The sequence below is a fragment of the Paenibacillus plantiphilus genome (assembly GCF_927798095.1).
Classification (GTDB): domain Bacteria; phylum Bacillota; class Bacilli; order Paenibacillales; family Paenibacillaceae; genus Paenibacillus_Z; species Paenibacillus_Z plantiphilus.
The window spans coordinates 13287-28480 of the sequence record NZ_CAKMMF010000045.1; the positions used below are offsets into that span (position 1 = coordinate 13287).

The following is a 15194-nucleotide window of genomic DNA, read 5'->3' on the forward strand; positions in this document are numbered from 1 at the left end:
CTTTCTACGGAAAGAGAATAGTAGCGCATGCTACTTGACTTGCAACATGCGCTCCAAGGATAAACGAGCTTGTGCGGCAACCTGTTCCGGCACATAAATCTGCTGCTGCATCGTCTCCAAGCATTTCACAAGCTTCTTCAAATTGTTCACTTTCATGTTTGGACAAACCAAATATTTGGTGGCAAAATGAAAGGTTTTGTCCGGGCTGTCAAGCCGGAGCTGGTAGCCTGTCCCATCCTCTGTACCAACGATAAATTCCTTGTTGGACGATTCCTTGCAATATTTAAGAATTGCGGTCGTACTACCGACGAAATCACCCAATTCAACAACCTCGGGACGGCACTCAGGATGCACGACGAATTCTGCATTCGGATATTGCGCCTTCATCTCTTCTACATCTTTGACGGTCAGCATGTCATGCGTGTTGCAGTAACCTTCCCAGATAATCATTTTTTTATCCGTATTCTGCTGCACATAATGCCCGAGATTCTTATCCGGAACCCAAATTACCTCTTCGGACTCCACAGAATTAACGACACGCACTGCGTTCGCAGAGGTACAGCAAATATCCGTCTCCGCCTTAATCTCTGCGGATGAATTAATATACGTAACAACAGTGGCATTAGGATGCTGTGCCTTCAGCTTGCGCAGACCATCTACATTAACCATATCCGCCATCGGACAACCAGCACGCTCATCCGGTATGATGACCGTTTTGTTCGGAGCCAGAATTTTCGCGCTTTCTCCCATAAAATGAACACCGCAGAAAACGATCACATCGGCATCCGTTTGTGCTGCCTTCTGTGCAAGCAGGAAGGAATCTCCGCGGAAATCGGCTACCTCCTGTATTTCATCGCGCTGATAATAATGAGCAAGAATAATGGCATTACGCTCTTTCTTCAGCTGCATCAAACGTTCTCGCAGCTCACGGTTTTGTTCCGCTTTACGCTCGAGTGCCAATGCTTCCATCGCAATTTCTCCTCTTTTGACAGACTTTGTGAACTGATGCACAAACTCGGTCGGCAAAAGCCGTTGAGTTGTGATAATGAGGTCTATATATGGATTCCGATATTCATCATTAGCGTATCCATTTCTCTTCAGAAACATCGATGCCTATAATCGCTCGATTAACATTTAATTTACACAAGGCAGGAAGTACTGTCAACCGATAAAACAGGGCATATGAGACGTTTTCGACACGGAATTGTCAAGAAATGCACGACCCAGGCGCAATAGCTTACTGTTCTGCTGAATTAACAAAAGGCTGCCCCAGCAGTTGCCTGCTTGGGGACAGCCTTCCGTACATGGACTAGCTATTGTTGTTGTTGTTCGTACCGCCATCACTGCCGCCGTCCGGATCTACCGGAGGCTCTGTATCGTCCTTGGACAAGATACGAACCTTCACGCCGCCAATTGTATCCACAATCGGCTCGCCTTTAGGCTCCTCGATTGGTTCCTCCGAGGCATCATCATCTCCGCCTTCGAGCGTTCCTGTCTCGATCAAGCGCTTGATTTGTTCAATCTCAAGCGTCTCTTCGGTAAGAAGCGTCTGGGCAATCAGATGAACTTCCTTCGTTTTCTCCGTAAGAAGCTCCTTGGCGCGTGCATAACAAGCACCAATAATATTCTGCATCTCCTGGTCAATCTCGTAGGCGATGGCATCGGAATAGTTCTGCTCATGTCCGATATCGCGTCCAAGGAATACTTGACCTTGCGAGCTGCCGAATTGCAGCGGTCCGAGCTTATCGCTCATGCCGTATTCCATAATCATAGCTCGTACGATCGCTGTAGCTTGCTTAAAGTCGCTGTATGCGCCCGTGCCGATCTCGCCAATGAAGATTTCTTCTGCTACACGGCCGCCGAGCAAACCGGTTACTTTATCAAGAAGCTCTTGCTTCGTATTCAGCATACGATCGCCCTCTTTAGGGAGCATGATGACATATCCGCCTGCGCGTCCGCGCGGGATGATCGTTACTTTATGCACCTGATCGGCATGCTCCAGGAAGAAACCAACAATCGTATGGCCTGCTTCGTGATAGGCGACGATACGCTTCTCGCGATCGCTGACGACACGGCTGCGTTTCTCCGTACCTACAATGACACGGTCGATGGCTTCATCAACCTCTTTCATCGCAATGTCTTTCTTATTGCGACGTGCAGCAAGAAGCGCAGCTTCATTCAACAGATTCTCCAGATCAGCGCCTGTGAATCCCGTCGTACGCTTCGCAATGGTGTCAAGCTTGACATCCTTGGAGAGCGGCTTGTTGCGGGAATGTACTTTCAGCACAGCTTCGCGGCCTTTAACATCAGGACGGTCTACCGTAATCTGACGGTCGAAACGACCAGGACGCAGAAGCGCCGGATCAAGAATATCAGGACGGTTCGTCGCCGCCACGATAATGATTCCTTCATTCGCTCCGAAACCATCCATCTCTACGAGCAATTGATTGAGCGTCTGCTCACGCTCGTCATGTCCGCCGCCGAGACCGGCGCCGCGCTGACGACCAACAGCGTCAATCTCATCAATAAAGATAATACAAGGCGCATTCTTCTTCGCATTCTCGAACAAATCACGAACACGCGAAGCACCGACACCGACGAACATTTCGACGAAGTCCGAACCGGAGATGCTGAAGAACGGCACGCCCGCTTCACCTGCAACTGCGCGGGCAAGCAATGTTTTACCTGTACCTGGAGGTCCGTTAAGCAGTACGCCCTTCGGAATACGCGCTCCAACTGCAGCGAATTTGCGTGGATCCTTCAGGAACTCTACAACCTCGACAAGCTCCTGCTTCTCTTCATCAGCACCTGCTACGTCCTCAAAGGTAACGCGCTTCTTCTCTTCATTGTACAAGCGTGCACGGCTCTTGCCAAAGTTCATCACCTTGCCGCCGCCGCCCTGCGCTTGATTAATCAAGAAGAAGAACAGAATGAAGATGATCACAAAAGGGATGATCGATGTTAAGAATGTGAGCCAGATGCTCGGCTCTTCCATTGGCTCGTTCGTGATCTCGACGTTGTTCTTCTTCGCGGTATTAATAATATCCATAACCACGGATTCTTCTATATTCGCATGAGTATAGAATTGAAGAGACTCCGAACCATTAGGCTTCTTATTGTATTCACCAGTTACCAAATAGGAGTAGCCGTCAAATTGCAATGAAATTTTCTTTACGTTATTCTCATTGAGCGCTTTACTCAATTGATCGTATCGAATTTCGACGGTGGTATCGTTTTGGCTGCTGATAAATTGGAAGATCCCAACGGTCACCAAAAAAATAATCAGATAAAATCCTGTATTACGGACGATTCGATTCATCCCCTACCTCCTCTCAAGACGCTTAAATATTTTACCATAGCATGACTTTCCTTCACAAACATCCCGCATGAGGCTCGGCATGCTATGGATAATCGCATCATTCGGCTACCCATCCGCTGCTGCGGATAGCGGTTACTTCTCATATACTTCAGGCTTCAGAATGCCGATAAGCGGGAGGTTGCGATATTTCTCCGCGTAATCCAGCCCGTAGCCAACGACAAACGCATCTGGCAGTATAAAGCCTTTATGATCGGCTTCAAGCTCAACCTTCCGTCCAGTCGGCTTATCGAATAAGGTGACCAGGGTAACGGACTTGGCATTGCGCCTCTCCAGCACATCAATCAGATAGCTGAGCGTAAGCCCGCTGTCGATAATATCCTCGACGATGATAATGTCCCGGCCTTGCACCGGTACGTCGAGATCCTTAATGATCTTCACGACCCCAGATGTCTTCGTGGATTGTCCGTAGCTGGATACAGCCATGAAATCAATCTCCAGCGGAATCGTTATCTTCTTGACCAGGTCGGCCATGAAGATGAATGCGCCTTTCAAGACGCAAATTACGAGCGGGTTGCGTCCTTCAAACTCCCGGCTTATCGTTTCTCCAAGCTCACTAACCTTCTGCTGAATCTGATTTTCGTCATACAGCACTTCTTGAATGTCATTCAGCAATGCCGGGACCTCCTATGTTTTTACCTATACTATGAATGAATCAGTGCATCTTATTCGAGGCAAAATCGTCCGATGCCGTATTTTCCATTCGAATATGCAGAACACGCGTAGTCGAATCCATGACTTGCGCTTCAGAAGACCGTCTTGCTTCAGGAATCCAAAGCACCGTTCCAGCTGCATCAACCAGCAGCGGAATCGTCTCACGCCGTGATGGAGCAATTCGGTCGTCAACGAACATATCTTGTACTTTTTTGCTGCCGTTTAAACCAAATACCTTCATACGATCGCCAGGACGGCGATTCCGTAAGGTTAACGGGTACTGCAGCTGCTCAGCATCAAAGATTGCTTCAAGTCTGTTCGTCGGCCTGCCAGCATCCGAATGCTGCAGGTGGTTAAAACTGAACCAGACCCCCGCTTCCGGCACTTCAATCCGTTGTGTACGTTCTGTGACGGCATACGCATACCCGCTAGCAGCAGGATGGGATGATCCGGTCGCCGAATTCACGCGGATGAAACGCAGCACGTCGTACTCCCGTACAAACCGAATGCCGCCGCCAGCATCAATGCTCCACGTCGAGGCTGCGCCCTCTTGGGCAGCGATTCTGATGGTTTCAATGATGTCGAAGGAAGCCGCTTCCATTTTCGGGGCAACACATTCTAATATTAATTTAATCAATCTCCTTTGTAAAGCGACATGCAGGCTCTGCAGCGTGACACGCTTCAACTGACATTCATCGCTGTAAAGTCGGACGTGGCGGTCAAATACCGCTCGTGTCTCCCCCTCCATCCACTCGTCTTCTTGTGTCGCAAGTTCAGACAACCGAACGAGTGCGCTTGTGATCCCTGGATTATATTGGGCTAAGGCTGGCAGCAGATCGAGCCGTACGGTGTTGCGAAAATAATACCGCTGCTCATTGCTGCTATCCAGACTGTAGCGGAGTCCTCGCTGTTCACAGAAGTTCAGGATGTCTGCCTTGTACATACGCAAGAGGGGGCGAATAAGTTCCACGTTTTTTTCAATACGTCGAATAGGAATGCCGGACAGCCCTCCCGGGCTTGTTCCCCGTACAATTCGCATAAGCACTGTTTCCGCCTGATCATCTCCATGATGAGCGACTGCAATTCGCGCTGCATCATGCTTCCTTGCAATTTCATGAAGATAGGCATACCGCTTCTCTCTTGCCGCCGATTGCGAATTCATCCTCGTTTCTTCTATATAAGCAGGCAGATCAATATAGGTCGATTCACAGAGAATGCCGAGCCCTGCGGCCATTTCTCTTACCATTTCAGCTTCAAGCGCAGATTCCTCGCCACGGAATCCGTGGTCAACATGCGCCGCGATCAGGGTCAGATCATCGCGTGGGGCAAGCTCATGCAGAATATGCAGCAGAGCGACCGAATCAGGACCTCCCGACACAGCAACAACGATTGTATCCCCTGTCGTCCACAGACGCTCCATGGCAGCGATTCGCGCGACTTCCTTCAACATTTCCTCCATACCTGCATCCCTCTCCATCTGCTCGCCTGCTATGGTCCCATCTGCAGCAGCCAATAGATCGTCGTTCCCAGCAGCGCAGCCGAGCCCAGGAACAGCCCCTTCACCCAGCCCGGCGTAGGAGCCGAGGATCGCTTGATGCCGGGACGATGCATCCACTGCTGCCAAGCTGCCGCTGCTTCACGCGTCGTGCTGAATTCACCATATAACGCCTTGCGCAGCCAGCCGCCCAGCGGCTTGAGCGCTGGGATCGCTCCTGCAAGCCGCAGCAGCTCGTCTGGCGTTCGTGTTTGCGGCAGCATCGCGCCGATTAAATTCGATAAGCGGCGGCTGTCGTGCAATTGAATGCAGAGCACCGCGAAGGAGAACAGGTCATAGCTCGGCTCCGCTATACGAGATCCGGCGTTCCAATATCCACGGTCATAAATCTCCGTGAACTGCCTGACGCCCTTGCCCGCAGCAGTGACACCGCCATAATCGACAAGATCCACCCGGCCATAATCGGCCACCATCACATTCTCTACCTTCACATCGCCGAATATCCAGCCCGCTTCATGAAGCTCGCCAAGCTTGCCCAGCAAGCTGTAGCCGACAACCGGAAACCAGTCCATTCCATGACGCGCCAAATATTCGGAGAGTGTAGCTCCCCGAATATAGCGCATAACATAGAACGGGTAGTCCTTCCCGTCCATGGCACGCAAATCATCGACATCAACAAGGAAGGCCTCCGCCCGCGATCCGCGCTGCTGCTTTGCAATCGACTGAAGCACATTCACCTCCGATTGCAAATCAACAGCATCCGCACCGATCTTCAGCGCATACCAGTTCCGATTCCGCTCAACGAGGAACACTTTGCCATTGGCCCCTTCACCGAGCAGACGCTCTATTCTATAACTACCCTGCTTCCACTTGCCTCTCACCACCGTGCCGCGGGGCAGGCTCCATTCAAACGACGTAGTCACTCATCATCCCGTCCGTTTCGTCATTCTTCCTACTACCATAATCGGCTTTTCGGTAAAAATCAATGACCCCCATTAGCGCGGGACCCGTCGGTGTAGTCCCCCGCATCTGCAAACGAGTGAAGAGTGACGTCATTCCATTCACATTGCTCGTCCAATCAAGGTCGAGCAAGCAATCCTCGCCATAGGCTGTGCCGGGGAAGTGAAATACAGCAATCTCGCTGCTGCCCTGTCTGGCCTGCAGGCTGAGCGTCAGATCGCGAATCGCTTCCTCCACCGCCTGCAGCTTAGGCTTCATGCTTGCGCTTGCATCGATCAGAAGCGCTACACGCAGTCTGCTCGACTCGCCCAGCTCATCAATAACTCGAACCACCTCGCCCCGCTTGTCCGGCGGCAGTGATTCAATAGAGGATGAGCCGAACACCTGCTTCAGCTCTCGCTGAACCGCATGCTGAATCGTCTGCGCTACGGTTTTGCGCGTCAGCATCTGCACCGTCTGAGACAGCTGCTTCGTATGCGCCAGCCGGCTAAGCCCCCCTCCCGCACGCGCAATCTCTTCAATTTCAGCCGCTCCAAATTCTCCAAGATCGCCTTGATCCACGACACCGACGACATTGACTGTAATTCCCTCCGCATGCGCCTGCGCCGCAGCAACGACAGGACTGATGCCCACATTGGAGCATCCGTCTGTAATCAACAAGATTTGATTCACGATTCATACCTCCAAATTGTAGAATCTACCGCTAGTATCTCTACCATCGTGCCCAAATTTGAGAGGATATAACCGTATACCAAACCCCCAAAGCGACAAGAAACCCTGCATCTCCCTATTTAGGTGGATGCAGGGTTTCTTACCCTTACTGAAGCAGTACGAATAATCGAATGCTATTATTTGATTTTAATATCTGCGATAATTTTGTCCATTTCAGCCTTCGATGCTTCATCGAAGTACGTAGCAGCTAAGCTTAACGCATAGCCATCGACAAGAGCAGAGTAATATTTCTGAGAAACAACAATTTCACCCGCGTCGAGTGTAGCTTCGATCACTTCGAATTCTTTGCCGCCGATTTTAACCGTGGAGGATTCTCCGAATGTGTATGGCAGTTGGGAGTCTGTCAGCATTTTTTGGAGCGCTGCCAAATAATCCCCGCTTGTTTTGATCCCTTGAAGCAGGCTTACTTTCTCAGCAAGGATGAACAAGTTAGGATTCGCTTCATCGGAGCCCAATGGCTCCTTGGATATCGTTAGAAGGTTAAGCGTCTTCTGTTCAGCTATATCCAGGTCCTTCTTCTTCTCTTCATCGTCGCCTGCAATGACTTCTTTACCCGCTTCATTCAATTCATTAATTGTTTCCGCATCCTGTACTATCCAGGCCTCTGGCAGTTTCAGCGATATTCCAAAATATTCATTGGTATAAGTGCCGCTCTCTACCTTGCCCAAATCAACTTCTTTTTCTTTACTGGACTCATTACTGGAGCAAGCTGTTGCAATTACTAGCATAATCATCATTACAATCGACCACTTTGCAAACTTCTTCATAAAATTTGTTACCCCCAGATTCTGATTGTTATATTCAATCACTCAAAAGTAACATGAACGGACAACTCTTTTCAATAACTTTCTAAATATCGATACGATCATCACTTTCGGAATTCATTACCTATAATGGAAAATGACCCGCTAGGGGCCATTCTCTCGCTCCTCTATTCGATTCAGCATTTCCCAGTCACGCCGCGGATTAGCTCACCGTCCTTGGACGCTCAAGCTTGGAAATGCCGGGCCAGCGGAAGGTCGCCCATTCCGGCTGATGCTTGTCCACTCTGGCGACAACTACGGTCATGTCATCAATAATATCGCCTTTATGATACCGCACGACTGTCTCCAGCAGCGCGTCGGCTATCTCTTGCGGATTGTCTGCGCTAATCTCCTGAATGACCCGCTTCATCCACATTTCCTTATTAGCTGCATGACCAGGCGCGTCATAGATTCCATCGGTCATCATAATTAAAGTATCGCCTGGCTGAAGCTGCACGCGGATCAGGTCAACATCAATTTCCTGCAGAATGCCTACCGGCAAATTGTTCGCCGATATGGAGATCACCTCTGTCCCTCGCTTGATAAAGCTTGGCGTGGAGCCGATCTTCATGAATGTTGTCTTCGCCGTATACATATCAATCAGCGCCACATCGACAGTGGCGAACACCTCATCGGACGAACGAAGCAGCAGCACCGAATTGACCGATTTGATCGCCAGCTTCTCATCCATGCCCGATTGCAGCAGCTGCTGCAAAATAGTGAGCGCCGTACTGCTCTCCAGCTTGGCTCTCTCCCCATTGCCCATGCCATCGCTTATCGCAACAGCGAATTTGCCGTTGCCAAGCTCAACGGTGCTGAAGCTGTCGCCCGACAGCAGATCCCCGCCCTTCGCGACACCTGCCACTCCTGTCTCGACCTCATACGCTTTGGCAGAGCCGAATATAACGAGCGCAGGCTCGCCGCTCTTCTCTGGATACCGCTCCGACATAACTGCGATTGGCTCGCCTAGAATATCAGACAGCAGCGGTGCAATGATTTTGCGGCATTCATCATACCCCCTTCCGAACGTATGGAACACTTCAATCTCAACATTGCCCTCCTCCAAATTCACGACATCAATACCCTGTATCGATAAACCGAGTCCTTCCAGCGCCTCCCGAATCTGCTCTTCCTGCAAATGCAGCTGCTGTCCCTCCCGTTGAATCTCCCGAGCCAGATCCTCCATGACCTGCGATACACCTGATAACTGCTCCGCCACAAGCTGGCGCGAGTCGTTCAGCTGCTTCCTCCAGTGCTGGTCATGCTTGTACAGCTCATACTGCTGCCCCATCACATCAAACACCTGCTGCGACTTCACGCAATGCATCCGCCATTCCTTTGGCCCTTCCTTTGGTCCTACTCGCCTTCCTTCCTCAACGGCTGTCATCATGTTCGTCATCATTTTATAGGTGTCATAGAATTTGCCCTCCCAGCACAATTCCTTCCGGTGGCAGCTGCTGCAGATCTTCTCGGCTGCCGCATTCATGAAATGGCCGACAGTCTCCTCTCGTTTGGCGCTTTCATTAACCGTATTAATTGGACCGAAGCTTCTGGAGAGCTGCCGGAATACTTCAGAGAATTGCGCAACACGCTGCGCCGTCACATCCCGCACACGCTTTGCATATTCATGCTGTGATTTCACATGCTCCATCGTACCTGGCACATACTTGGCAATCGTACGAACGATAGCGCGAGGCGTGACCAGAAACAACGTTGCCGCGACGACCGATTCCCACGTAGAGGCCATAATATCACCCTGCGTGCCCATATAAATAGAAAGAATCGCAGAACCCAGCAGCATCCCGAACGCAACAGCGACCTTCCCGCCCTCTCGCAGAAGTCCTGCAAGCAATCCGGCAAAGGCAAGCAAGCTCATCTGAACCACCGCATTGAAATCCGCCATGCTAAGAATAAGTCCTGCTACGACACCGACAGATGCGCCAAGCGGCGCTCCCCCTACGAATGCGAACAACAGCAGCATATACCGCGACATCATATGTTCAACTGACAGGCCGTAGACTGCCCAGCCTACAGCTCCTGTCATGACAGAAGCAAGCAGAATCATCAAGCAAATAATTTCCTCGTTCTTAAGCGAGGAGGTTTTCCTGGTCATCGTCAGAACAGGTATTGCCTGCACGAATACGAGCGTCAGGACGAAGCCAAGTGAAGCCTCAACAGCAACCATCATCAGCTCGTACCAGCCCATTGTATCGGATATGACCACCCCGAATAGTCTGACGAGCAGCATAGAGATAAATACCAGCATGGGCGCATAGGAAAGCTCTGAGCGTTCATACGCTTCCAGTCCCTTGAACAATAAATACACAATGGCAAGCTCCAGTGCAATCCATAGCGGCTCTCCCGTTATCGCCAGACAGCTTCCAGCAATTATAGCGATCGCAACCGAACGATGGGCATCATGCCGCAGGAAGTAGATGACTGCGAAATAAGAGACGGCAAACGGTGCAAGCGACTCCAGAATAACCGCACGGCCAAGTAGAAAACCGACCGCCATGAGCACGAAGGTCCACTTCCTGGAGGCAATCAATTGAGCAGCACGACGCGCTCCAGCCCAATTCAACCCTTTGCGAACTGCTGTCTGCACGAGGCTTGTCCGTTGAACACCCGGGAACATAACTACATTTTGTTTCTCCATCATATGTTGAGACACCGCCTTTTCCCATATTAGTGTGTCTCTTATTATAGGAGCCCCTTCATATGAAGTTTGTCAGAAAGCGTTGTCATTCCAAAAGTTTTTTCCGACAAAACGTCTCTTCATGCCTCCACATTTCGCCGCAGCTGCAAACGTATAGACGGCGCGGCTTTCGCTCCTCTCGCATGAGAATCATCCGCCTAACGTTCAACAAAAACCGTTCTCTCCGCACATCCTGCTTATGGCGAACCGCCGTCCAAACCTGTCGGGATTGGTGGAGATCACGGGAAAAGTTTTTATCAGCGGGCGGAATATTAACGGTTGCACGCGCATAGCTTCTCGGGCAGCAATGCCCCGGCCCTCTAGCAAACCAAAAAAGGCAGAGCCACTATGGCCCTGCCTGCAAGTCATCTATGAGATTAATCGCGCTTAGCTCCGCGTCCGCCGCGTTTGGATTCTGTATTCTTCTTCAAAGAAGAGATACGCTCCTCACTGTCTTTCAGGAAGCGAGACATTTTGTCCTCGAAGGTTGGCTTGCCGTAAGATGGTTTGCCGGATGATTGTTTGAAAGGTCGGCCACAACCACCACCACCGCCGCCGCCTGGTCCACGGTTGAATCCACCGCCGCCACCACCGCCGCTTGGTCCGCGATTGAAGCCTCCTCCACCGCCGCCTGGTCCTCCTGATCCGCGTTCGCGTTGAGGTGGAACAGAACCCTCTGGCCGGTCGATTGCCTGTTTAATCGAAAGTCCGATTTTCCCGTCTTTATCCACATTAATGACCTTCACTGTGACAACATCGTCCAGCTTCAAATGGTCTTTAACATCCTTGACGTAATTATCGGCAATTTCTGAGATGTGAACGAGCCCTGTGACACCTCCCGACAAATCGACGAATGCTCCGAAATGCGTAATGCCTGTCACTTTGCCCTCTAACTTGGCGCCCACTTCAATTGCCATAGGTGAAAATGTTCCTCCCTAACTGTTATGTGAAGCTGATATAGCTTCAAAAAGATATAGAATATGAGAAGCAGCTTACTAACGTGATTATAACCGAACGAGAGAAGCAAGGTCAACAGACGGATACCCGATTGCGAACCTACTCCGCAACGATCTGCTTCTCGCCTCTCTTAACCAGACCCTGTTCTTTCGTAGCCAACTGCCCGATATATTCCTTATCGTTCAGACGCTCGACTTGCAGCTGGAGGTCTTTCATTTGCTTCGTGGCCGCATCGATCTTGCCCTGTACCTCGGCAAGCTTGATCTCGGCCTGACCCTGACTCGCCATCTGCGTGAAAAATGTATATATCGCCCAGCCCATAAACAACGCGATAACGCAAAACCAAATCTTGAGCCGACGTTTGGTACCTGCTGGTGCAGCTGATTTCTTCGATTGGATTGACGTTATCAACGCGTGGACCTCCTGACGTTATAGATGAATATTGATAGTCTATCTAACTGTCCTTCTTCCGATTCTTCCACCGTCGCCATAGCTGTGTGACATAGCCGGAAGCTATCTGTGCACTCTCCTTGATCCTCAGTCTGATAAGCAGCGGACGGAAAAAATGATCTAACCATCTGCCCACTGGTCGCAGCAGCGGTCTTGTCAAGAAGCGGACCAGAATCCAGAGCGGACGAACCAATTGTATCACAATTCTGAATAGGAACATAGTTAGCACGATCAAAAACGCAATAATCAGCTTGCCTATGCGATAGAGCAGCATCAGTGGACGAATTACAAGAACTACAAAAGTGCGGATACCGAATTGTATAAGCAGCCTCAACCCTCTGATCAAAGCATGTACAAGCTTTTCGACCAGTTTGCTGAACAGCCAGTAATGACACGCGATGCCAAGCAGGAGACCCAGAAAAACATATGTCCGCACTTCGCCTTCGTTGCTAGCGGACAGTACGTGGAATACAACGAGCGTAGCCGCTATCCAGTAGAGCAGATCGAGCACCGGAATCCACCAGCGGTTAATCTGCAGCTCGTCCGACACGACACGGTAGCCATCGAACACAATGCCCATGCCAATGCCTGACAGCAGCATCGTCGTCATCGTCCACCATTGCACAGTGAGACTCACTTAAACAGCTTCCCCAGAAAGCCCTTCGATTTCGATGTCGCGTTCCCGTCCAAATAGGCGAGTGAATGGACGAGCCCCTCAATGGCAACAAGACCTTGCTCCAGGCTCAAATGCTTCATATGCAAATTGTGACCGCGGATCGTTAAGAAGCCAAGCTCCGTCTCAAGCAGAAATTCTTCATTATCGAAGCTTTCCACATTCATTACGCCTGTAATTTCAAGTAATTTGCGGTTGAGCATTTTTACTTCCTGACGTTTCTGGCCTTTCCCTTGATCGTTCATCGCTTCAATCCCCTCCCTCAAGACTAGCCTATGGGGGTGGGACAGGTTTTAGAACCCGCAAATTCAGAAGGGAGATGCAAGGCAGTTCTGCAATCGACGCAGCCTTCATATTCCATAGAGATATACCGATATACTAGAATACCGTTTGGGATAATGAAAAGATGCCGAAATACCTAGATTCTGAATACCTAGATACCTAGATATTTTCACACCAAATACCTAGACGCTTACATCCCTTATACCTAAATACTTACATACCCCGATACAAGGGAAACGAAACATTCTGCTGCTTAGACCGATTTAACTGGCTATCCATGCCGCTGGAATGATTAGACTATAATATAGATACTAGAAAATGAACTTAGCGCGAAAGGAAGGTATCGATAATGAAGAAACTAACCTTGCGTTCCACGATGCGATGGCTTGCTGTGGGGTGGCTTGCTGCAGCAATTGTCAGTTCAGTGGCATATACGCCGATCAGTTATGGAGCAAGCAATGAAATTACAGTCTATTTGAATGGTGCTAAGCAGAAATATGAGCAACCCCCTCTCATTGTGGAAGGGCGTACATTCGTTCCTTTTCGCGCAATATTCGAATCTCTAGGAGCAAAGGTAAGCTGGGAACCGAAGACGAGAGCCGTCTTCGGCACTAAGAACGGACTTGCCATCGAGCTGGCTGTTGGATCTAAGGTTGCCGCCGTTAACGGGAAGACGTATTCACTCAGTGCTCCTCCCTTGATTAAGAACGGCAGTATACTGGTTCCCCTTCGATTCATTAGCGAGGCCTTCGATATGTATGTAAGCTGGGATGCCAGAGAACAACGTATCGGAATTACCTCGGACCTGGCCATTAACGGACGGACCAAACGGATGATTGCCGCGATGGCCAGCCATTATGCTGCGAATATGAAGGCAACACCTTTTCGAACAAAGCCCCATGTTGAGAACGATTATGATACTGGTGAATTGAACGCCACATTTCTCGACAACGGTCTCAAGACCGCCAACTATATGCGCTACCTCGCCGGATTGCCGGATGATCTGATCCTCGATGAGGAATTAACTCATCAGGCACAGCACGGAGCCGTGCTGCTTGCAAGCACAGACCTTCTGTCGCACACACCAGCACAGCCTGCTGATATGAACGATGAATTTTTCCAAACCGGCTATGAATCAACATCGACCAGCAACATCTATGCTCTCTACGGGGGTTCCGCCACGCCTGACTTCTTATCCCAAACCGTAAGAGGCTATATGGATGACGAAGACAGCGGCAACGTTAGCGTTCTCGGCCATCGGAGATGGATTCTGAACCCTTCACTATTCCGAACCGGCTTCGGCTTCGCCCAGACAGCCAGCGATGCTCATTATTACTCCAGCATGCAGGTGTTCGATCACAGTCGCAAGGACAAGGTATCCTATACAGAGGTGCTTTGGCCCAATAAAGGCTATTTCCCTACAGATGTTTTTGCCGGCAATGTCCCATGGTCCGTGTCATTAAATCCGGCGCTATATAAGGAGCCAGACCGCAATACGATTACGGTTACGCTGGAGCGGCGATCCCACCACAAGGTCTGGAAGCTGGACAAAAAATCAGACAATCCCGAGAGTGCCCGTTATTTCAACGTGGATACAGATGGCTACGGAATCCCGAATGCCATTATTTTTCGCCCAGATGGCATTGAAAGCTACCAAGATGGCGACATATTCGATGTAACCATAGCCGGACTAGTAAGCAATAATGGCAAGCCGGCAACTCTTCGCTACTCTGTCCATTTCTTCGACTAACCAGAGCTGCTCGGAGCAGCCTGGGAGTTAGAATACTAGCTAGCTTATAGACTAGGGTCGCGTCACTAAAGGAGTCATGGATGGTCAAAAGCTGCGATGACATTCGGAGCGGCAGGAGTTTGCTAGCAAGCTAGAGGCTCAATAGCTGCTGCTGGGCTATCTACTGATGAGGCGTATTCACGCTGTAAGCACCTAAAAACTCCTTACAGCGAAAAAGTCGATTGGGAAAACCGCTGTAAGGGGATATTTGGACCTCTGTCAAGAAAGTAGACACCAACTAACGTTGCTTACAAATGCTTTTATAGTACTCAGCTTCAAATCGGTCAGGAGATAGGTAACCCAATGAACCGTGGATTCGCTTCCGGTT

13 protein-coding genes are annotated in these 15194 nt (G+C 50.1%); 1 reads left to right on the forward strand and 12 read right to left on the reverse strand.

What is annotated here, in order from left to right:
• Positions 1-30: 30 nt before the first annotated feature.
• The 12 genes from nadA to yabP form a co-directional block, all read right to left on the reverse strand.
• Positions 31-969, reverse strand: coding sequence for a quinolinate synthase NadA (gene nadA, locus L6H65_RS25065; protein ID WP_236347011.1), 939 nt, complete (start codon positions 967-969; stop codon positions 31-33).
• Positions 970-1309: 340 nt separating this feature from the next.
• Positions 1310-3319: an ATP-dependent zinc metalloprotease FtsH gene (gene ftsH / locus L6H65_RS25070; RefSeq protein ID WP_236347014.1), complete on the reverse strand. Its 2010-nt coding sequence runs from the start codon at positions 3317-3319 to the stop codon at positions 1310-1312.
• A gap of 132 nt (positions 3320-3451) precedes the next feature.
• The gene (gene hpt, locus L6H65_RS25075; RefSeq protein ID WP_236347017.1) at positions 3452-3991 is read right to left on the reverse strand and encodes a hypoxanthine phosphoribosyltransferase; all 540 of its coding nucleotides are present in this window, start codon (positions 3989-3991) and stop codon (positions 3452-3454) included.
• Positions 3992-4031: 40 nt separating this feature from the next.
• Positions 4032-5507 carry a tRNA lysidine(34) synthetase TilS gene (tilS, locus tag L6H65_RS25080; RefSeq protein WP_236347054.1) on the reverse strand — a complete coding sequence of 492 codons (1476 nt, stop codon included), beginning with the start codon at positions 5505-5507 and terminating at the stop codon, positions 4032-4034.
• 11 nt (positions 5508-5518) lie between these two features.
• Positions 5519-6448, reverse strand: a complete 930-nt coding sequence (locus tag L6H65_RS25085) for a protein kinase domain-containing protein (protein ID WP_236347020.1) — start codon at positions 6446-6448, stop codon at positions 5519-5521.
• Positions 6432-7157, reverse strand: coding sequence for a vWA domain-containing protein (locus L6H65_RS25090; protein WP_236347022.1), 726 nt, complete (start codon positions 7155-7157; stop codon positions 6432-6434). The genes L6H65_RS25085 and L6H65_RS25090 overlap by 17 nt, the downstream gene beginning before the upstream one ends.
• Positions 7158-7333: 176 nt before the next feature.
• Positions 7334-7984: a hypothetical protein gene (locus L6H65_RS25095; RefSeq protein WP_236347025.1), complete on the reverse strand. Its 651-nt coding sequence runs from the start codon at positions 7982-7984 to the stop codon at positions 7334-7336.
• Positions 7985-8183: 199 nt separating this feature from the next.
• Entirely contained in the window at positions 8184-10676 is a 2493-nt protein-coding gene (gene spoIIE / locus L6H65_RS25100) for a stage II sporulation protein E (protein ID WP_236347057.1), read from the reverse strand.
• Positions 10677-11092: 416 nt separating this feature from the next.
• Positions 11093-11632, reverse strand: a complete 540-nt coding sequence (locus tag L6H65_RS25105; protein ID WP_236347028.1) for a S1 domain-containing RNA-binding protein — start codon at positions 11630-11632, stop codon at positions 11093-11095.
• 139 nt (positions 11633-11771) lie between these two features.
• Complete coding sequence (locus tag L6H65_RS25110; protein WP_236347031.1) at positions 11772-12083, reverse strand: FtsB family cell division protein; 312 nt, start codon at positions 12081-12083, stop codon at positions 11772-11774.
• Between the two features lie 43 nt (positions 12084-12126).
• Entirely contained in the window at positions 12127-12759 is a 633-nt protein-coding gene (gene yabQ / locus L6H65_RS25115) for a spore cortex biosynthesis protein YabQ (protein ID WP_236347033.1), read from the reverse strand.
• Positions 12756-13040, reverse strand: a complete 285-nt coding sequence (gene yabP / locus L6H65_RS25120; RefSeq protein WP_236347036.1) for a sporulation protein YabP — start codon at positions 13038-13040, stop codon at positions 12756-12758. Before yabP ends, yabQ begins: the two co-directional genes overlap by 4 nt.
• A 386-nt stretch (positions 13041-13426) precedes the next feature.
• Between yabP and L6H65_RS25125 the strand changes: the two genes are divergently transcribed.
• Positions 13427-14827, forward strand: a complete 1401-nt coding sequence (locus tag L6H65_RS25125; protein ID WP_236347039.1) for a stalk domain-containing protein — start codon at positions 13427-13429, stop codon at positions 14825-14827.
• The last annotated feature ends 367 nt before the right edge of the window (positions 14828-15194 follow it).